15 protein-coding genes and 1 tRNA gene are annotated in these 20,339 nt (G+C 58.7%); 5 read left to right on the forward strand and 11 right to left on the reverse strand.

The window, feature by feature from the left end:
• Position 1 precedes the first annotated feature (1 nt).
• The 5 genes from CK221_RS16945 to CK221_RS16965 form a co-directional block, all read right to left on the reverse strand.
• Positions 2 to 1,528 carry a hypothetical protein gene (locus CK221_RS16945; protein ID WP_179295157.1) on the reverse strand — a complete coding sequence of 509 codons (1,527 nt, stop codon included), beginning with the start codon at positions 1,526 to 1,528 and terminating at the stop codon, positions 2 to 4.
• Between the two features lie 244 nt (positions 1,529 to 1,772).
• Positions 1,773 to 3,707: a UvrD-helicase domain-containing protein gene (locus CK221_RS16950; RefSeq protein ID WP_095778531.1), complete on the reverse strand. Its 1,935-nt coding sequence runs from the start codon at positions 3,705 to 3,707 to the stop codon at positions 1,773 to 1,775.
• Positions 3,691 to 5,730, reverse strand: a complete 2,040-nt coding sequence (locus CK221_RS16955) for an AAA family ATPase (protein WP_245430665.1) — start codon at positions 5,728 to 5,730, stop codon at positions 3,691 to 3,693. Before CK221_RS16955 ends, CK221_RS16950 begins: the two co-directional genes overlap by 17 nt.
• A gap of 475 nt (positions 5,731 to 6,205) precedes the next feature.
• Positions 6,206 to 7,387, reverse strand: coding sequence for a PAN domain-containing protein (locus tag CK221_RS16960; protein ID WP_095778532.1), 1,182 nt, complete (start codon positions 7,385 to 7,387; stop codon positions 6,206 to 6,208).
• The gene (locus CK221_RS16965; protein WP_095778533.1) at positions 7,371 to 8,948 is read right to left on the reverse strand and encodes a hypothetical protein; all 1,578 of its coding nucleotides are present in this window, start codon (positions 8,946 to 8,948) and stop codon (positions 7,371 to 7,373) included. The genes CK221_RS16960 and CK221_RS16965 overlap by 17 nt, the downstream gene beginning before the upstream one ends.
• Positions 8,949 to 9,176: 228 nt before the next feature.
• Here CK221_RS16965 and CK221_RS16970 point away from each other — a divergent pair, with 228 nt between their 5' ends.
• From CK221_RS16970 to CK221_RS16990, 3 genes are all read left to right on the forward strand, one after another.
• Entirely contained in the window at positions 9,177 to 9,566 is a 390-nt protein-coding gene (locus tag CK221_RS16970) for a calcium-binding protein (RefSeq protein WP_095778534.1), read from the forward strand.
• Between the two features lie 22 nt (positions 9,567 to 9,588).
• Positions 9,589 to 10,404 carry a thermonuclease family protein gene (locus CK221_RS16975; protein WP_095778535.1) on the forward strand — a complete coding sequence of 272 codons (816 nt, stop codon included), beginning with the start codon at positions 9,589 to 9,591 and terminating at the stop codon, positions 10,402 to 10,404.
• Positions 10,405 to 11,464: 1,060 nt separating this feature from the next.
• The gene (locus CK221_RS16990) at positions 11,465 to 11,815 is read left to right on the forward strand and encodes a hypothetical protein (protein ID WP_095778537.1); all 351 of its coding nucleotides are present in this window, start codon (positions 11,465 to 11,467) and stop codon (positions 11,813 to 11,815) included.
• A gap of 304 nt (positions 11,816 to 12,119) precedes the next feature.
• Here the strand turns inward: CK221_RS16990 and CK221_RS16995 are convergent.
• The 6 genes from CK221_RS16995 to CK221_RS17020 all read right to left on the reverse strand — a co-directional run bounded on the left by CK221_RS16995 (position 12,120) and on the right by CK221_RS17020 (position 17,823).
• Positions 12,120 to 12,190: transfer RNA gene (locus CK221_RS16995), tRNA-Thr, on the reverse strand.
• 1,057 nt (positions 12,191 to 13,247) lie between these two features.
• Entirely contained in the window at positions 13,248 to 13,808 is a 561-nt protein-coding gene (gene msuE / locus CK221_RS17000; RefSeq protein WP_095778538.1) for an FMN reductase, read from the reverse strand.
• Between the two features lie 101 nt (positions 13,809 to 13,909).
• Complete coding sequence (gene ssuD / locus CK221_RS17005) at positions 13,910 to 15,070, reverse strand: FMNH2-dependent alkanesulfonate monooxygenase (RefSeq protein ID WP_095778539.1); 1,161 nt, start codon at positions 15,068 to 15,070, stop codon at positions 13,910 to 13,912.
• A 45-nt stretch (positions 15,071 to 15,115) separates the two neighbouring features.
• Positions 15,116 to 15,964: an ABC transporter permease subunit gene (locus CK221_RS17010; RefSeq protein WP_095778540.1), complete on the reverse strand. Its 849-nt coding sequence runs from the start codon at positions 15,962 to 15,964 to the stop codon at positions 15,116 to 15,118.
• Positions 15,961 to 16,755: an ABC transporter ATP-binding protein gene (locus CK221_RS17015; RefSeq protein WP_095778541.1), complete on the reverse strand. Its 795-nt coding sequence runs from the start codon at positions 16,753 to 16,755 to the stop codon at positions 15,961 to 15,963. Before CK221_RS17015 ends, CK221_RS17010 begins: the two co-directional genes overlap by 4 nt.
• A 60-nt stretch (positions 16,756 to 16,815) precedes the next feature.
• Positions 16,816 to 17,823, reverse strand: coding sequence for an ABC transporter substrate-binding protein (locus CK221_RS17020; protein WP_095778542.1), 1,008 nt, complete (start codon positions 17,821 to 17,823; stop codon positions 16,816 to 16,818).
• Between the two features lie 436 nt (positions 17,824 to 18,259).
• On the opposite strand from CK221_RS17020, the gene ligD reads away from it, so the two are divergent.
• Positions 18,260 to 20,095 carry a DNA ligase D gene (ligD, locus tag CK221_RS17025; protein ID WP_095778543.1) on the forward strand — a complete coding sequence of 612 codons (1,836 nt, stop codon included), beginning with the start codon at positions 18,260 to 18,262 and terminating at the stop codon, positions 20,093 to 20,095.
• Between the two features lie 95 nt (positions 20,096 to 20,190).
• The coding region (locus CK221_RS29830) for a helix-hairpin-helix domain-containing protein (protein ID WP_143749060.1) at positions 20,191 to 20,339 on the forward strand (149 nt) is incomplete at its 3' end.

Here is a 20,339-nt window from a genome sequence, read left to right on the forward strand (position 1 = left end):
CCTACCGCTTACCGGCAGGCCCGACCCCTAACGTTCTCATATAGTGCTTACGGAAAATCCCGATCAAATCCTGGTCTTTGGTTTCCTCGCACAAATCCAGGATCGCTGAGGACTGGCGCAGCTCGATCGTGTAACGCGAGGCTTTGATCGCGGCCTTCGCGGCGTAAAACTCATCGAACGCTTGCTCGGAAAGTTGACCCGTCGCCCAAAACTCAAACTTCACCTCCAGATTTCGCCAATCCGGATGTCTCTTTGTCTCCTTGAAAAACACGGGCACGTTGTGCGTGAGCCAGCGGGTCATGTATTTGTCGGGAATTAGAGCATAGGGGCTGTAGCCCTTGCATTCGACGAAATGGATCGATGATTGGCCCTTCACCGCGATCACATCGGCCTCTGCCTCCAGGCCCTCAGGCGTTTTGAATAGTCGGTTCCTGCGCACGTCAGGCGAGATCGTTTTGCGCGCGATGTCCGCCGCGAGATACTCAAAGAGAGTCCCCCTCAACTGGATCGAGGCGCCTTCAATCTTCCCTAGCTTCTTGAACAGGCTGTCGAAGGCATCGGCATTGAGTACGGAGCCAGCCGCGTTGCGAAGGATCGACGTCAGCTCGTTAAGACCTTCGGCCACGTCCTGGCCGAAAAGATTGCTGGGAGTCGCCGGTACAATGCCGTGCCGTTTGGCGAGTTCGAATGCTTTCCCGTCGTAGGAACTGGCCACAAAAATCTGTATGCAAGGACCGACATTCCGTAGGCGGCGCAGGGTAATGCACTTGTTGATGAACGGGCGCATTCCTGCTTCGCTCATTCTGGCACCGAGCAGAACATCGCAGGCGATAAAGCCGGGTTTGGCAGCGCCCGCTTTATCGTATTTCAGCATCGGCCCCAGGTATGATGGTGCGGTCAAATCCCACGCGAATGTGCCTACGGTCGGGACCGCATTTCCTTCGCGCGTGGCGACACGGTCGTAACTTCCGAGCCCGAGATTGCGGACCCAGTCCCGAACAGCGGCAAGCAGTATTGCTTCGGTTATGAGACGCGCTTTTGTGTCGAGCGTGCTGCCATCGAAATAGCCTTCCGCCTGCGTGAGCGTGATACATTCACCAAGCCCCGGCACTTGGACCTTGGTCAGGAGCTTGGCCTGATCGAGGCGCTCAAAGATCGTTGCAGGAGAGAGATGCTTCAACTGCTTTAAGGGTGCTCCGCAGGCGATTGGAAAATGCCCAGCCGGGATCAGCCCGCCGCGCTGCCTGATGGCGGCAATCGTCAGCCCGTAAGCCGAGTTCGTTTCTAGAAGCGCCTCTATGAGGCGCTCCCAATAGAGCGGCGATCCGAAATCATTCTGCAGATAGATGAAGCGCGCCTTGCGCGGAAAAGTGAGATAGGCGAGACGCTTCACCTCGCCCCCGGCGCGTGAAACCCTTTTTCTCGCGGTTGTAGGGGATAGCCTCAGTACTTTGACGAGATGCTCACTTACCTTGCTTGTGAGGCAAGGACCGTGTTGCTCCAGAAACATCTCAATCGCGTCAGCCATCGGCCCTTTTCTGCAATGTCACACAGCGCTATTAATACCATGAATACATGGGTCGGGGCTCCTTTTTTGCATGCGACAAAAGCGCGTTGATTCCAAAGGATAAAATCGGTCTTTTTTGAGCAATTTTCTTGCGCCGGTCACAGTCAACCGCGTCACGCGCCGGATTGTCGAGACATCGTCAGGTTGATCCGCTCTACCACCGGCTCGGTTTCGAAGCCGCCGAACCGTCTGGCAACTGATAAATCTAGGGCGCCTGAGCTGGCTGAAGATCGACGAACGCCCAGCCCTTCTGCTCAAGAGCCTGTCGATGGGCTTCTGTGAGCCGGTGCTTATGAACTGCCATGCAAACCAAGTATTTTGCCCGGCTCGTTCCCACGTACAGCTTCTTCATGAAACCTGCACGGATTGAAGCGTGGTTGGTTGGGTGATCAGGGTCGAAAACGGGCCTTTCCAGTCCATCGTCAATCAGAAACGGCAGCATCTCTCTGACGTCGAAAAGCGTGCTGTATTTTGTCTCCAGGACGAGGGTCGCATCGTGGGTTTCTCCTTTCACCCCGTGAATTGTCGACACCTCCAGGAGAACGCCATTGGGCCCCGCAAAGACGTTGCCAGGCAGGACGGCTTCATCGTCCATCTCGGCCGCAACTTCGGAAAACGCCATAAAGGGAGCGACATCACCAACGCCGACATTTACGTCGCAGACTTCTCCCAGCTCGTTGGCAATGTCAGCCCATCGTGGAGCAGCCAACCCATCCAACATCAGAACTTCAGCCATCAGGCGATTGAAACGGACGGCATGGCCAAGGTCCGAAATGTACTTAGCGAGGTTTGAGAGCGTGATCGGACCCTCCTTTCCGTTCGGTCCCACATGCGTCTTCCCCGCAAGCCGAAGCATCTCGACGACACATTGTCGAAGCAGGTGGATGTGAGTCTGGACAGAGCCTTCGGCCAATTCAGTGCATCGCCGTGCTCCGGCACAAAATGTCGTTGGCACATGGGTACGATTTGAGTGCACGCGATCGAACGCCGGCCAATAATTTTGAATTGTCAGCGCATTGGCCGCGCCCTCGCTATCCGCTCTTGCACCTACGACCTTGATCGTTCGCCGGTGCTGAGCCGGGAGGCCTGCGACAATCTCGGCAAATTTGGGCAGCACATCGCCGATCGTATCGTTGTCGAAAACGATGAACGAACATGCCGGTCCCGCGGCCAGCTCCTCGCGCGAGCCCGTCAAATCTATGCGCCGGGTGCTAAGGCCGCGTACCTTCGAGGCAATTGAGTTGGTAAATCGTCCGCTGTCCGCGATCGGCTGGAGTTCGACGGCCGCGCCGTTAAAACTATCGTTCGGCTTGTCGCCCATGCCATCGAAAATCGCCTGATCGGGGTCGCCGACCTTTTGAAAGTTCACGCCGGAACCGGCGGGAAAAATACGGCTTAAGAACTCATCTTGAAACCGCGACGTGTCCTGCATCTCGTCAACCAGCACGACCGGAAAGCGATACCTAAGCGCGTCTGCCACGGCCGGATTTGACGCTAGCAGTTGATCCGCAATCGCATACATCTCGGAATAGAAAAGGAAGCCGTTGTTAATAGCGGTCTTCTTGGCTGCTGCCATACTTTTGTACGAGTCTGTTTGTTCGCCCGGATTGCCGGGAATGGTGAGCGTCAGCGCGCCATGTTCAAATTTGTATCGAAGATCCGAAATCTTCCGCTGTTGGCTCATCGCGAGAAATGTGCGCGCCGGCGGAGACAGTCGGGCCTCCATAAAATTCGCCGTAGCCGTATCATCTATCCGGCGCACAGTGACCCCTTTGGAACGGCATGCAGGAAGCGCCAAGAACGTGTGCGTGAAATCCTGGATAGTGCCTATGAAATGAGGATAAGAAAGCAGGACCCGGCCCGCAGGGTCGGTGCCTATGCGCTCCACAATTTCGTTCTTGGCGGTGTTCGTGTGGGTGAGTACGCTTATGCCTTGATGACGCGCAGACCATTTCTCTGCGAGCAGAATAAGCTTCAGACCTATGACCGTCGTCTTGCCGGCACCAGGGCATGCGTGCACGCTTTGGTAGTTCCGGATCGCGCTGCGACGCGCCTCGTCGAGGACAAGCTGGTGCTGCCCAGCGCCATTGAGCCTTGCAAGTAAGGCTTCGATTGCAGCATCATCAAGCTGCGGCAGCATTTTCTGCATCTTCCTGCGCGAGGGGATTGAGCGTCACGCCGGTAACATGTTCCAAAGCGTTCACGATGTAGGTGGGCAGCTTTGCTTTCAGGGCATCGCGGCGAGCGAGTGTCGCTTCCGCATCGGCGTTTCGTCGTGCTTCAGCATGTTCGGCGTTTTCGCCTGCTGGTGGCTGCGTAACCACCGGGCCGAAACGCTTTGCGAGAAGTGCGGAGAGCTTATAGGCGACCTCCGTCTTGCCACCGCTAGATTCCGCGATGTCTTTGAAGATTGCGATCGCGCGCAGCTCATCGTCGTCGTTCGGAAGCGCGTCGTAGCCTTCGCTATTTCCTTTCAGCGCTTCAAAGACTTCCGCTGACAGTCCGGCACGAATAAGCGAGTACTCAAACGTCCAGTGGTCGGAAATCTCCACCCTGACATTCTGCCCGGCCGCACTTTTTCGCGTCGTAATCCATTGGGTCCTGCCACCGGGATTCTCGGCGTAGTGGGATTCCCAATAGGCCCGGTTGCGCGGTACCGCCTTTTTGAAACCGTAGACGTTTCCCTCTGCAATCTTCGCGCGCTCTGGCCGCAGGTCGAGATCGCGCACGCATGCGACACGTGTGTTGAGCCATTCCGCCGGCAGCGCATCTTTTCCCTTGCGCTGAAATATGCGTGCAAAATGCCCGAACGCCAGACTCCCGACATTGACCACCGATACGCCGTAATCCTCGAACGCCACGCCTAGCAGCTCAGCAATCGTAGGCAGCAGAATATTCTCGCCGTCCCCTTCGACCAGTAGGACGCCTTTCGCGAAGAACAGATTGGATTTTGTGACGTCCAAGAATTTTTCCAGGAAGACGTAGTTCTCCGGCTCAAGCTGGGTTTCGCTCGCGCGAAGGGAGAACGCCTTCCCGCCCGACATGATTATCAAGTGCTCCAAGGGGGCCTTGGAAGCCAGGTTGGGGCTGTGGGTCGTGAGAATGCTCTGCAGCGATGCGTTGCGCCCGCTGAAGCCTTCACGCAAAGCCTTCAGGAATTTCATCTGGAGTTGAGGGTGAAGATGCGCTTCAGGCTCCTCGATAAGCAAGAGCGGAAAGTCTTGTTGTTCCTGTTCGAGAAGGAGCAACTCGGTCGCCATAAAAAGAAGATTGCTATATCCCAATCCCTGATGGCGCTCCTGAGCGTCTATCAAAAGCTGAAGCCTTTCCAATATCGCGCGGAACATCTGCCGGCGCTCAACGCCTGTTAGCTCCGCAAGATCGGTTCCCCCCATAATGCTGATGAGCGGGCTCAACGTGTTCGATTTGAAATCCAAATCTCGCAGTTGCGTCTGAACGCGTCCCTTGGAAGACAGGACGCCCTCATTCTCCATGATTGACTGGTTTGCCGTGACAATGGCGGCGAGAAGTTGCGCGATGGCGGGCTCGTTGAATTGCTCGGATGACTCCAATATCTGAGCAAGCCGCGAGCCTCTTCCGCCCATCAGTTCAGCCTCAGCGTCGCGTAGCGGTCTCAGATAAGTGGCCGCCAGAAATTCCCTCGCTTCGCGTTCGATCGCCGGTCCGTCCGCATTTGCACCCGAGCGTATGTCGGTCCGAATCTGTCTCGTCCCGCGCACCAAGTGAGAGGTCTGCTGAGCCAGAAGATTCAGATAGAGAACGGGGGTTCGACCTGTGCCGTCCGCCTTCCTTTCATGCGTCAAGTGCTCAACAAAGGCGCCAGCTTGTCTGGTATTGATGTCCTCGAACTTTAGCTGGATGGAGAAAGCGTTTGTCCCTTTGCGGAAATCGCGGTCTTGAATACGAACCCACTCTCCGGAGTTGACGGACAGCGCGTATCGCAGCGCATCCACGAGGCACGTCTTTCCGCTGTTATTCTCGCCCACGATTACATTGATTCCGCTGTTCAGACGGACGGTGAAATCCTGAAACAGTCGGAAATTCGTGATCGCTACATTGGATAAAAACATGATCTCCCCTCGGGGTGAGGTTACCCGCCACGCTTGCATCGCGCCACGGATTTCGCGCTGATCAAAGCTCATTACTGTATTCTGGAAATACATTCATCCGCCCCGGCAAGCCGGCCGGGCTCTATCTCGCGAGATGCTCGACCGAATTTGCGTTTCGCGCTTTCGGCCCATGCGGGTTACGATCCCTGGCGCTTAAGATGGCGCGGCCAGAGTGGCCGAAAGTCCTGATCTCCACGCGCGTGTTCCACGCGCTGCACCCGATTTGTCCAGCTTACACCGACGCTGGGGACGGTTCCCAATAGCCGAAGTCCAGCCGGCCCGACACGCCGATATGAGCAATACTCTCTCCTAAGAGCCAGCGTTCGCGGGCAACTTTTCGACATTTCAGGCAGATTTTGCGTCGAAAACCCCCTCACTTGCGGCAATACGTATGGTGCTGAGATCGACAAAATCTTCTTGCTATGGTGCAGAGTAGCAATCTCTGCATCTCCAGCCGAAATCGTCCCACGCATCCTCAAAGACCGACATAGGGGTACGTACCAATAGGTCATTGGTTTCCAGTTGCTTTCGATCCGGACAGCACGCCCTTAAAGACTGACAACGAGGACACCTGATCCAACATAGAGCACATGTTGTTTGGACTATCGAAATTGAAGCCTTGGCATTTTTGATCGGCCGCACAGGCCAACACGCAATTGGCATAGCTGCTTGGCTCGTTCGAATACGAGTCTCCCACAACAACAGAGTTCTTATAAAAGACGAGACTGGAAAGCTGGACTTTGCTGGCCACCGACGGTTTTGCCCCCGCCGCGGCATCGGAAGCTCTTACCAAAATCGACGCATCGGCTTTCATAAAGCAGGCGGAATGTTTCTTGTCGTAGGTGATGGCCTGACATTGATCGTCGCCTTCGCACCTGGTTTGGCATTGGTCGAATGAGATGTTCATGAGTGGCATTCCAGGTAGATCAAACCCCATCGCATCCCAGCCATCCTGGACGATCAGCTTTTTGGCGGCTTCAGCTCTGCCGGCCGGCACCTCATACTCAGTAGCGCTGAACGTTTTGCCGTCAAGCCAGGCACATTTCGAAGCGAGCTCCATCGCGGAACTCTCATTCAACCCAACGGACGCCAGCGTCGCAGGCGACGCAATGGGGGCCTGTGGCACAGCGGTCGGTGTAGGTCTGGTCACAAGGTCAGCGTTCACATCGACACCATTCATGAGCTTACGGGTATAACACCAGGCCCGATCCCAAGTAGGGTCGTTCTCTTGGCTGAAATAATGCCCAGACGTGAGCGTCCAGTGGGCGCCCTCGAAGTCGACTTCTTTCGTCAGGAACTTATTGAAATCCACCGTCGTCTTGTCATTGCCGCCAGGCAGTGGAGCGGGCGGAGGATTGGTTGGCTTTGCTTCCGGGATCGGAACGGGCCTGTCCGACTTCGGTTGGGTCGTCGTTTCGGGCGGTTCTATCCTGTCTGTGCGCTTGTCCTGCGGTTTGTCCACATACACAGGCGGCAGCTTGGCTTCTCTGCCAAAGAACAAGGATGCCCCGTAGCCGATGCCGACTGCAGCGACCGCCACAGCCAGGCCCGTCATTATCCTACGAAAAGCATTTGCGCGGGCCATCCTGTCATAGGCCGCGGCTTCAGCCTCCAGGGTAGGAATAGCCGCTTGCTTAACGACGAGGTCGACCGCCTTTTCGAGAAGCGCTGTGTTATGCCGGACCAGCACGCTTGCGACCGCCCTTGGCTGCTACCTGAACCAGATCGACGACTTCGGCAGGAAGGTCCTCACTCAGAGCCCTCCGTAGTGCATCGGGATCGTCAGTCAGGACCGGAACATAGAGGATTTCCTTCACCACCTTTTCGACCGGTACCTCGACCCGCTTTTCCACCTCCCTATCCACAGGCACTTCTACGGGCATCTTGACTGTTCGTACTCGACGCCAGCGCCATCTCAAAAGCATACGTCGGACCAGTCGCGACAATCGATTTTCCGAGCGTGATTCCGCCTGGGCCGCGATTCGCTGCAAGCCTAATGCCACCATTGCCGTGATGGGTCCGGCAAGCCCCGCGATAACCGCCAGTGACCCGAACCAGATTGCCGCTACTTTCCCGGCCTCCGGCTCGCTTACCTGTTCCGGCTTTTCACCATACCAACGGGCTGCAATTCGCCGGATCTGATCCGTGCGTGCCAGAGGTACTCGCTTTTTCTCGAGGTCGCTGAGCTGCTTTGCTATCTCGTCGCGTCTGGATTGGTTAGCCGAAATCACCTTTCCCTCAGCCGCTTCAGCTGATTGGGCCTCCGATAGATCCTCTCGCGCCTGAGCGAGGCGCCGTTCCCAATCGGCCGAAACCTCATCCAGTGATTTCTCAAGATCAGCGCGTCGATTCTGCAGCACCTGCCTCTGCTGATCCGTCATTGTTGGACTTTGCAGCCTTAGGCGGTCGAATTCAGCTCGGGCAGCCGCGATCTGCTGATCAAGCTCTTGGAGATGCGCGTCGTATTTTGCCTCAGTTTTCGAACGTGGATTGGCAAGTTTTCCAATCTCGTCTTCCCAACGCTTTGCGGACGCGGCATCCCCGCCTTCCCGCGCATCTTTGATCCGCTCGACGTAGCTGTTTCTCTGGCGTTCGAATTCCTGAACGGCTTGTTTTACCCTGTTATCCCTTTCTGCAACCAGGTCGGCACGTCGTTGGTCCTGTTCCTTCAGTTGTTCTCTCGCCTTGGATGCGTCGGGTGTCAGAGCAGTTGTCGCCTGAAGTTCCCCGTCGACATCCCCGATACGGACCTGAATTTCCTTGCGTGCCTTGTCGGCAAGGGCGCCAACCTCTTCAAGATCAGCTTTCGCCTTGGCAACCTGATCCGTCTGCTTTGCCGCTTCGTCCGAAGCAGTCAGCTTTGCATTTTCGCGGGTGAGCGTATCGATTTGATCGGCTATCTCCTCGTACTGCAGCTCTCGAAGGGTGCCGGCGCGCTCCAGCCCAAGCAACACAGTTTCGAAAGTGATCCCAGCAAGGAGCAAAAGGAACACCAGAAGTACCGGCTTCCAAAACCAGGAGGCGCTATACAAAAGGGTCGCTATCGGGATTTTTGTAAGCTCGGCGATCGAGACGATGAAGAACGGAGCGCTCGCCAGAACCAGATCCATTGCGGTGGCGGACTGGCTTGCTTCGAATGCCTGCACGCCCAGCATCAAGCCTGTAGCCAGACCGATGATTGACGCTGTGATCTCGAGTGCCCAAGCGCCACGGTACGTCCATTGACCGTAGCTTGCCAGCTTTTGGCTCATGCTTGCATTCACTAGGCACCCCCGCCTTATTTCCCCAATTCACCCTGCCATTTAGCTAAGGGGATTGCATCAAGAATTTTCGAGGCAGGAAGACCCCAACTCACAATCTGCAAATATCGTTACTTTCGGAGTCGGTCGAATGCCTCTGTTCTGGCTCAATGTGACGACTAGCTTATTCGCAATTGATAAGCGTGTTGCTCCGTGTCATTGTCACTGCGGGGATGGGCAATGTATCGGCTAAGACTGTTGTACCTCGGCGCGGCGCTCGCAGTATCGGGCTGCGCTGCCGATTACCTGAACAACTACGACACGATGACTTTGGCATCTGGCGATGCCAACGACACCAATCGTATTTTACAGACAATCGATCCATTCAACCCGCAAAGCAACAATACCCATATCGAGGATGATGGACAGCGATTGACCGCAGTGGTCCAGCGCTACCGGGGCGTTGCCCCACCCACCGCAGCGCTTGGGAGAGTTCCGAGAAGTGACGTTGACCTGGATTGTGCAGGTGGCAGAGGCGACAACCCGGTTGTTCAGGGACCGGTGGCAGTAGGACCTTCCGACCCCAACGGCCTCGATCGCAACCACAATGGTATTGGCTGTGAGAGCTGAAGCCAGAGCCTAGGGGGGATCGATGGCAAAAAGGCGCGCAGCAGGCTTAGCATGGCTCACTATCCTCGCGGCTGTGGCTTGGCATGGACCCGTCAAACACGACGCACCGCCCTTACCAACGCCCAAGGTCGAACCGGCGCCACTGGCCGAGCAGCCGATTGTAGCACATCTCGACCAGAAGGTGGCTGAGCCGGGAACTGCTAGACCGCCTGTCGGCGAACCTACACCGCTTGACGGACCGGCAAAGGCCGTGGATGGCGATACCATTGAAGTTAGCGGCAAACGCGTTCGGATTCACGGCATCGACGCTCCAGAATTCAACCAGCAGTGCGATGATGCGAAAAACTTCACGTACTCGTGCGGATGGCAGATCACCGCTGCGCTCCAAAAATTTCTGAACAGCGCGAAGATCGTTCGCTGCGAATTCGTTTCGTGGGATCAGTACGGACGGTACGTAGGGAGTTGCACGAGCCGAAAAGGGGTCGATCTAGGCGCCTGGCTAGTCAGCAGCGGCTTAGCACTTGATTGGCCGCGATATAGCGGTGGTGCGTATGCTGACCTGCAATCCAAAGCTCAGAAAGCTAAGCGCGGCATCTGGAGCGGCACGTTCGAAATCCCATCCCTATGGCGTGAGAAGGAGCAGGCGCGCATCCAACAAAAGCAGCAATTCTCCGCCATTACATCGCAGCCGCAGACAGAGGGTTATTCGTGCCAGCCGAGGCGATATTGCAAGCAGATCAGATCGTGTGCGGAAGCAAACTGGTACATGCAAAACTGCTCTTGGGGAGGAGCATTGGACCGAGATAACGACGGCATTCCGTGCGAAGGCACTTGCTAGGCCCTCGCCGGCCCACTTTTCGCGGCTGTGCGGCCTACATAGGAAACAACAGTGCTATACGCCGGAACCGGCGCTACTTGTAGGCCTGCCCTGCCCCGGTTGGTGCTCTCATTTCGTTCACTGTTGCTCATGAGCGGCGAAATCAGATTGCCCAAACCCGAATACGCACGCCGCCAGGCGTTCAGGCATCACTCCTGTGAGCACGACGGCTGCAGCAAAGACGCCGGTTGGGACTCCGCCAGCCCAAGCAGGCACCACGTTGGTTCTGCTTCGAGCACCGCGGAGAGGCGAACGATTGCTGGAGGAGCACCTGATGTCTGCCACCAATTCGTGCACGTACTGGAAAGCACCGCCGACCACATCGCTGACGGATCCCGAGCTGATCTACAGGTGCAGCTGCGCCGGGCGGCATTGCCGATCGGGAACGCCGGCGGTCTGAATCCCGATCCGCGCACCGACGAGGCGCTGACCAGCCGACCAGCCCGGGGGCCGAGATGGGAAGGCCAAGCCGGACCTGGTGGAAAAAATCGGCGAGTGGCTGGTGGCAAATGCCTTTCTGCCGTTGCAACAGGGCATAGATGAGGACAGCGTCACAGGCGGTTCCGCATAGCAGTTGGAACGCGGTTTTCAATATGCTTAACCGCATCGTGTGAAAGCCAGTCAGCTACCGCTTGCACCGCCCCATCAATGATGTTTGTTTATACCTGCGAATCTGGAGGGGGTCCCTTGCTTAGACGATGGTGTCGACGCCAGCCGGCGTGTTTCGGTTGGTCTGTATTTCTGCAGTTGTACTATCGCTTTTGGCCGTGATGCCATGGCCATATGGCTACTACCAGTTGCTGAGAGTGATCGTCTTTTTCGCAGGGATCTACTGCGGAATTTTCCTTCGCTCTACGGGGGCCGAACCATCGAATCAGTTGGCGCTTTTCGCGGCGGCGTTGACTTTCAATCCGTTCCTTCCCGTTCATCTGCCGAGGGAAATTTGGGCGGTGTTCAATCTCGCCGCTGCTTGCCTGTTTGGTTTCGCGGCATACCGCGCTACTAAGACTGAAGGCTGAAAATGGAAGCAGCGCAGACCAACAACTCCAAGGGTTCGCTTTTGCTCCAGACGCTTGTGGCGATGGTGCTAGCGTTCGTCGTCTATATGGTCGTCGCCACAATTGCATGCATGGTGATCTATTTCAGCCAGACTCTGCTTACCGTTGTTCGCCCGGGCATCATCGCATTTTTCGCCATGGTGATCGGGTCTGTGATTGGCATGATTGCCGCTAGAAAGGCATGCGACACGGTCCTGCGCGGATATTCCGGCAAAGTAGTTTTTGTCATGTTCGCTGGGCTGGGTCTGCGGCAGTGGCGGCCGAAATTGTTCTCGTGCCAAGGCCAGGAGCGCAAGGTGCGTTTGATGCGGTAGAGGTTCTGAAAAAACAAGGACGAGTTTGATCACCGGCCGCGGAGTATATCTTTGCTGCGTCAATCCTTCGAGGACGACGTTGACAACAAGCGTGCCCAAGTCTCTCCACGAATTGCATGCTGAGTTGGCATTGATCGATCGCGAACTGCGCTTGGGGTGACTTGGCTGACGACCATCAATCACAATCAATCCGGCCTAGGGCGCATCGTGAGCTGAAAAACTGCGCCCCATCCCCATTGTCCGGAAAGGGGCCGTTTTCTAGACGTTCGCTTCTCGGCGATCGAAGATCGAATGGCTGCCAATGATGCGCGAGAGAGTTGTAGCCTCGACCTCTCCCTTACCAAGGGAGTGCTCTACCACTGAGCTACCGCAGCGACGCGCGCCTCAATAGCCGCTGCCGCCTTGAATTGCAAGGCGTTGCGGCCGCCTTTAACACCCTGCGCCGTTTTGGCTCGATGTTGCCAAAGTGATTACAAACTGGCTCGGCACGTGCCCCGGCCTACACCGGTCTGGCGAGAGCTACACCGTTTTTGTTGCCGGAACGTTGCCAGTCTGGACGCGAATTGGAATAGAGTCCCGTACAGAGGTTTCTCGCACCCCCGTCCTTCACTCACTGCCTACGAAGGCCTTCGCGCGCGTCCTTGCCCTGTCCCCGGGGCGAATGGATGCCGTTCGGACCTCGGGCCTGACCCCGAAATCGACTTTGCGCTATGACCGATGGCGGCGCTAAGCTGCCCGAGTGGCTCGCCTGGCGCTCCAAGCACGTGACAGCGGCGATCGAGCGAGAGCATGAAGACAGCGGTGCGGTTTCAATATGCCTGTTTAAGCAGATGTCCTCGCGATCTTCGAGCCAGAAGATCCTCGCCCGGGCTTTCCGGTTCATATTTTCCGGCACCAGGATGAGGCCGGACTTATCCGCTGCGTCACCGATGAACTCGCCAATTTGGCGCGCGACGCCATCATGGAGCAGCTGCAGATTGACGTGGCCACGGACATGCGTGGCGAAGCATTGGCGCGGCCGAGAACGGGGAAGCCAGCCGCTCGCCATGCGCGCGACTGGTAGCCTCTTTCAGCCGCCCTTCGCCTTCGCATAGTCATTCCGCTCGCGCGGCCATTTCGAGACCGGGTCGGTCAAGGTGTGACGGATGAAGCCAAGATTCTTGTCGTCCCGCCCGCCTCGCGACAACGCGGGCAATAAAGGGCCTGACGCAAGGCGGCCTCGCCGGAAGGATAGTCAAATCCGCGGCGGCGCGCGATGCTCAGGCCGAGCGGTTCGGGAATTTCCTGCTCGAAGACCTGCAGCTATGAATCCACGGGCACAGGTCCCGCCTCTTGAAATGGGTGCGTGATCCCTAACGGGCCAAGATAGGTCGATCAACCGCCGTTCATCGGCGACCCGTGCTAGGACCATGACTTGCGCTGGAGCGCCGCATTATTCCGCGGCTATTCTTGGAGCGCACTTACTGGCTAGCAGAACCGCGATTTCATCAACCGCCTGCGCCGCTCGCTTCAGGATCAGTTCGGACCGAAGCACACCATCGGTGAAGTCTTTGTCGGTCGCGTACACGGCTGTGGGCAGCGCGAAAGCCTCGAAGAAGCCAAATAGCGGCCTGAGTTGATGCTCAACGACAAGGGCATGGCGCTCGCCGCCCCCGGTGGCTGTGAGAAGCACGGGCTTACCTCTCAAGGCCGTTGGATCAAGCAAGTCGAAAAAGTGCTTGAACAGTCCGGTATAGCTACCCTTGTATGTCGGAGAGCCGACGACGAGCACGTCCGCGGCGACAACATCTGCGACTACGGTTTGGGCTTGCGCGTCGAGGTCGCGCTGCCATTTGGCGGCCCCCAGCGACGGACCAACATCCTCGATATCATAGGTTCGATGGGAAAGGTGGTGGCGGCCTGCGATGTTCTGAACGACGAGGTCGACGAAAGCGCGGGTCTTCGAGGGTCGGCTGAAGTTCCCCGAAAAACCGACGATTGATGGATTTGACATAAGCCGAACTCCGATGGTCAAACTCAGACGTAAGCGGGCTTGCACGGCACCAGCGATGCTGCGTGGACCACTTCTCTCCTCTAGGCAAGAAATCGACCTGCCTAAGACGCCGCTACTCGGACACCGGCGCCCCGGCCGCGCCCAAACTCCAGATCCCAGCCGCGTTCCTTGAGGGGCAATTCACCCTGCAGTCCGAGCCGCGGAAACAGCAGTTCGGCAACATTGAAAGCTTCCTCCAGATGCGGATAGGCGGAGGCAATAACCGTCTCCACGCCTATTTCCTGATATTCACGGATACGGGTGGCAACGCTTTCCGCACTCCCGACAAGCGCGGTGCCGGCACCTCCTCGGACGAGACCCAGCCCAGCCCATAGATTGGGGGCTATAACCAGCTTGTCGCGGCGTCCCTGGTGCAGAGCGGAGATGCGCTTTTGCCCGACCGACTCCGAAACTTTGGTAAATTGATGCTGGGCTTCAGCGATCACGTCGTCAGTGACGCGGCTGATCAGTCGATCCGCCGCCGCCCAGGCCTCCTCCTCCGTTTCACGCACGATCAGATTTATGCGCAGTCCAAAACGGATTTTGCGACCTTGAGCCGCCGCTCGTGCCCTGACTCTATCGAACTTCTCCTTCACCTGCTCGACGGGTTCACCCCAACTCAGATAGACATCGGTGTGTTTGGCGGCGACCTCGATGCCCGCCTCCGAAGACCCGCCGAACCAAAGTGGCGGATAGGGTTGCTGGACCGGCGGGAAAGAAATGTCGGTGCCGTGAGCAGATAGATACTTGCCCTCAAAGTCGGCCGGCTCTCCGGACAGGATACGGCGCCAGATCGTGAGGAATTCATCAGTCTGGGCATAGCGCTCGTCATGACCGAGCTTGTTGCCGTCGCCGGCAAGGTCGGCCGGATCAGCGCCGGTGACGACGTTGAGCAGCACCCGGCCGCCGGAAATGCGGTCCAGCGTGGCGGCATGGCGCGCGAACAGTGCCGGCGTCCCACTGCCCGGCCGCAGCGCCACCAGGAATTTCAGCCGTTCGGTGAGCGGGATCAGCCCGGCGGCCACGATCCAGGCGTCCTCACACCGTGTTCCGGTTGGCAGGAGCACGCCCTTGAAGCCAAGCCGGTCGGCGGCCTGCGCGATCTCCTTGAGATAGCCGAAGGTTGCCGGCCGGTGACGCTCGTCGGTGGCGAGATAGGGGCCGTCGCCATGGGTCGGCAGGTACCAGTAGATATCGAGCGGGCGGGTGCTGTTGCCGGACATCGGATTGTTTCCTTCAATGATTGTGGAATCTATGGGAGGCAAGCCTCAGAGCTTGCCTTTCCAGGGGATCAGGCGATGTTCCAGCCAGCGCATGCCGCTGGTGAAGGCGAAGGCGAGCACGGCGATGACGATGAGGCCGACGAACACGACGTCGGTCGCCAGGAAATTGGCCGCCGACATGATCATGTAGCCGAGCCCGGACTGGGCTGCGATCAGCTCGGCCGCGACCAGCGTCGACAGTCCGGCGCCGATGGCGATCTTCAGGCCGGTCAGGATTTCCGGCAGAGCGGACGGCAGGATGATGCTGGTGAAGAGTTGCAGCCGGCTGGCGCCGAGGGACAGCGCGGCGTTGAGGCGTTCGACGGGCACCGATCGCACGCCCGCCTGTGCCGCAAAGCAGATCGGGGCGAACGTCGACAGCGACAGCAGAACGATCTTGGAGGTTTCGCCGATACCGAGCCAGATGATCAGCAGCGGCAGGTAGGCCAGCGGCGGCAAGCCCCAATAGAGATCGATCGGCACGCTGAAGATGCCCTTGACCCAACGATTGAGCCCCATGAGCAGGCCAAGCGGAATGCCGACGAAAATGCCGACGCCGAGAGCAGCGGCAATGCGGCCGAGGCTTGCCAGCGTGTGGTCGAGCAGAGTGCCGTTGGCATAGCCGTCCGCCGCGACGGCGTTGAACTGGGTCAGCACGTCGACCGGCGACGGCAGGAACAGCGGCGACGCCCAGCCGAGTTGCGCGGCGAGTACCCACAATGCGATCAGCGCCGCCAACGTCACCAGGCTGATGCCGAACGTGCTTGCCGATGCTGAGCTGCGCGGCGGGGGAGACGGCCTCAGCTGAGCCGTGGCGGGAGGGAACGGGGTTCGGGAATTGGCGGCGAGCGTCATTGCAAGGTTCCTCTGCGGGCGCCTTCCGGCTGGTGGATGAGCGAGCGGATTTCCTGCCGCAGCTCGATGAAGCGCGGGTGGGACTGGATCGGCCCGATATCGCCGCTTTCGGCGAAATCGCGCACGAAATCGGCATCGAAGCGCGCAACGATGCGGCCCGGCCGGGGTGACATCACGACGATGGTCGTGCCGAGTGTGAGGGCTTCCTCGATCGAATGGGTGATGAACAGGATCTGCTTGCCGGTTTTGGCCCAGACGGAAGCCAGAAGCTGCTGCATCGTCTCGCGGGTCAGGCTGTCGAGGGCGCCGAATGGCTCGTCCATCAAAAGGATTTTCGGATCGGTGGCCAGCGCCCGGGCGATGCCGACGCGCTGGCGCATGCCGCCCGACAGTTCGTAGGGTGGCTTTTCGGCGAAATCGGCGAGCCCGACCAGTTCAAGAAGGTGCCTCGACCGCTCATGGCGTTCGCCGCGCGAGACGCCCCGGTACTTCAGGCCGAGCGCGACGTTGTCCAGCACATTAGCCCATGGCAGCAGGGTGTCTTTCTGGAACACGACGCCGCGATCGCCGCCCGGCGCCGCGATTTCGCGTCCATCAAGCGTGATCGCGCCTTCGGTGAGCGGCAGGAAGCCGGCGATCGCGTTCAGCAATGTCGACTTGCCGCACCCGGAAGCGCCGACCGAGACAACGATGGAAGCGGGAGCGATATCGAGCGACACGTGATCGAGCGCATGCACGTGCTGGCCGTCGGAACCCGGAAAGGTTACGCTGGCATCGCGGATTCGAAGCATGGTGGCCTCCAGGCGATCTGGCTGGCGTGCCAGCCAGATCGGCGTTTCCTTCAGGGATTGCTAGTTCGAGGCCTTGGCCACTGCCGCATATTGCGGATCGGCGAAGGCCGCGTAGCTGTCCTTGATCGAGGTGATCTTGTGCTGGTCCTTCAGGAAGCTCGCCGTGTCCTTGAGGATTTTCGCCACCGCGCTCTTCTCGCCGCCGCCCAGCCATTTGTCTGAGACCTGTTCGTCGAGCGGCGGGACAACCGTCGTCTTCAACTGCTCCGAATTCTCGGCCGCCGTGCCGCCTTGCAATTTCGCGATCAGTTTGGCGCTCTCGGACTCCGGGCCCCAGGCGGTCGGGTTACTCAGATAGGCCTGGTTGTAGCCGTCGATCAGCCTGACATACTGGCCGAGGAACTCCGGATTGGCCTTGGCGAACGCGCCGGTGACGACCAGTGCGCTGAAGGTCGGCGCGCCGCGATCAGCGACTTGGCCGGCAGTGAGCAGGATCTTGCCGTTCTTCTTCAGCTCAGAAAGTGCCGGATCCCAGACGAAGCCGCCGTCGATGTCGCCGCGCTTCCAGGCCGCGACGATCTCGGGCTGCGGAATGGCGATAACCTGCGTTTCCTTCTCGGAGATGCCTTCCTGCTTGAGCACGGCCAGAAGCTGGTAGTGGTCCGTCGAGACCGGCGCCGCGGCGAGCTTCTTGCCGCGCAGGTCCGCCGGCGACTTGATTTCTGGCCGCACCACCAGTGCCTCGCCGTCGCGCGACACGGACGAGATGTAGAACGCCTTCACGTCGAGGCCCTTGCTGACGGCAGCCGAGAACGGGCTCGATCCGACATCGCCGATCTGGACGTCGCCGGAGGCGATGGCTGCGAAAATGTCGGCACCGGAATTGAAACGGCGGAATTCGATGTTCCATCCGGTCTTCCTGGCAAGGTCGCCATTGGCGATGCCAAGGTTATAGGGATTAGCCCCGGTTTGGTAGGCAATGACGACCTTCTTCTCGTCGGCATGAGCCATTCCAGAAGAGGCCGCCGCTGCGAGCGCAACCAGGGCGGCGGAAATCAGTTTTCGCATGAGATCGATCCTTTGAGCGGAGGGTCCACCCTCGATTGCCCGCTCCATCCAGAGCGTCGCCTCAAAATCTACTGAATTTATAGATTTAGACAGGAACGATTTTCCGAATGACAAGAGAGGAGCGGAAAATTGGCTCTCATCTCTGTCGTCATGCAGCCCAGGTCCGACGCATGATCGTGCGCTGAGATGGAGCTTTCTCTTTCCTTCCGCGCGCCGGCCCAGGGAGTCGAGCAGCCCGGTTTCCAGAGGAAACACGGCGGCGCCGCGGACATCTGACGGAGCCAAGCTCCATGCGCCGGCCTCGAAACCAAAGAAGCACTCGCGCGTTGGGCGCGATTGAGCCATTTCGTCTGGAGTATGGGGGCGCGTGAGAGTGGTCAAGCCAACGTCGCGTAAGGCAATCCCTGGGGCGAGCGCTCCTCAAGCGAAGTCGTCTATGCGTGACCGAACCAATTTAGCGCTGCCGACTTTTCGGCCCGTCCAGCTCGCAACGCTCGTAGATACCGTCCCTGCCGGCGACCGCTGGCTCCACGAAATGAAATATGACGGCTATCGCATTCTTGTTGCCGTCGGCGGTGGCGAATCGCGTGCCTACACGCGATCTGGCCTGGACTGGTCTCAGCGTTTTCCTTCCATTCTTTCGGACGCCCGCAAGCTCCAAGTCCGCTCCGCCCTGATCGACGGCGAGGCCGTCGTTGTCGATGCCGACGGAAGATCAAACTTCCAGGCGCTTCAGAACGCATTGAAGGGTGCGCCAGCCACTATCGACTTTTATGCCTTCGACCTCCTTCAGCTCGACGGTGAAGATCTTACCAGGCGTCCCCTCCTTGAACGCAAAGAGAAGCTGGCGGCAATTTTGCCCTCGGACAACCCAGTCCTTCGTTACTCCGATCATATCCTCGGTCGCGGAGAAGAGCTGCTCGATCGCTTTTGCGCGGCCGGTCTCGAGGGAGTTGTTTCGAAGCTCGCCGATTCGACTTACGTGGGAGCCCGCGGCGGAAGCTGGCTCAAGATCAAGTGCATCAAGCGGCAGGAATTCGTGATTGTCGGCTGGACGCCGTCCGATAAGGTCCGCGCGTTCCGGTCATTGATCCTCGGGGTGCATGACGGTGGCAAGCTGCGTTATGCCGGGAAGGTCGGCACCGGCTTCGATACGGCTGAACTTTTCCGTCTCATGAGAATCATGGCACCGCTCGAGCAGAAGGCCGCGACCGTCGAGGCCCCGCGAGCCGAAGTTCGCGGAGCACACTGGCTTCGGCCCAAGCTGGTCGCGGAGATCGCTTTCACCGAGGTGACCAACGAAGGAACGCTGAGACATCCGAGCTATCTCGGTCTGCGCGAAGACAAGAAGCCGGAGGCTGTCGTTCTGGAGACGGAACGTCGCACGGCCAATCTGACCATGCCGCGGGCTCACACCATCGCCATCAGCAACCGTGACCGCGTGATCTATCCGGAGTCCAATATCACCAAGGGCCAGCTTGCCGACCACTACGCGGCCGTCGCGGAGATCATGCTTCCCTGGGTCGGCAATCGGCCGATCAGCCTGGTTCGGTGCCCCCAGGGCCGGGCCAAGAAGTGCTTTTTCCAGAAGCATGATGCCGGGAGCTTTGGCGACAAAGTCCACCAAGTGGGTATCACCGAAAAGGACGGCCACGAGGAGCCATACCTTTATGTCGACGATGCCAATGGGCTGATGACTTGCGTCCAGATGGGAACGATCGAGCTGCATGGGTGGGGAGCTCGGATCGAGGATGTCGAAAAGCCCGACCGCCTTGTGTTCGACCTCGACCCCGATGAGGGTCTCGATTTCGAAGCTGTCCGCGCGGCTGCCTTCCAGTTTCGTGATATTCTGAAATCGTTGGGACTTACGACCTTCCCGATGCTGACGGGAGGCAAAGGGGTGCATGTAATCGCGCCCCTCACCCCTCAGGCCGAGTGGCCGCAAGTAAAAAACTTCGCCTCTCGCCTCGCTCAGGCGGTCGCTCAGAGCGATCCGGCCCACTTTACGGCCGCGCTGTCGAAGGCGCGCCGGAAAGGTCGCATCTTTGTGGACTATTTGCGCAACCAACGCGGGGCGACCGCGATCATGCCCTACAGCGCAAGGTCCCGACCGGGCGCTCCGGTCGCGGCGCCGATCACCTGGGCGGAGATGAAGACGATTGATGCGCCCTCGCATTTCCACGTCGGCGACGCTCCTGAATTGAAGAAACGCGCGGCCTACAAAGCTCTGGCGGGATGGGGTCGCGCCGACCAATCGTTGCCGAATCTGTAGCACCCCACTCCGGGAAACGGCAGCAAGCATGGCGTGAGCGCTTCGCTGCCTTGCCTGATTGGAACCTGCGGAGATTGGCCCCGTTTGCCTCGACCATGTCAAAAACCGATCCGCGGACCGTCGCCAGCCTGCTAAGGGAATACGCACATCGCTCGTCGCTGCGCGGAGGCAATCCCTATCGCACCAAGGCTTACCTGCGGGCGGCGGATAGTCTGACTGCACTGTCGCAGCCGCTTGACCGGAT

It is taken from the genome of Mesorhizobium sp. WSM3868 (genome assembly GCF_002294785.1).
Taxonomy (GTDB): Bacteria; Pseudomonadota; Alphaproteobacteria; order Rhizobiales; family Rhizobiaceae; genus Mesorhizobium.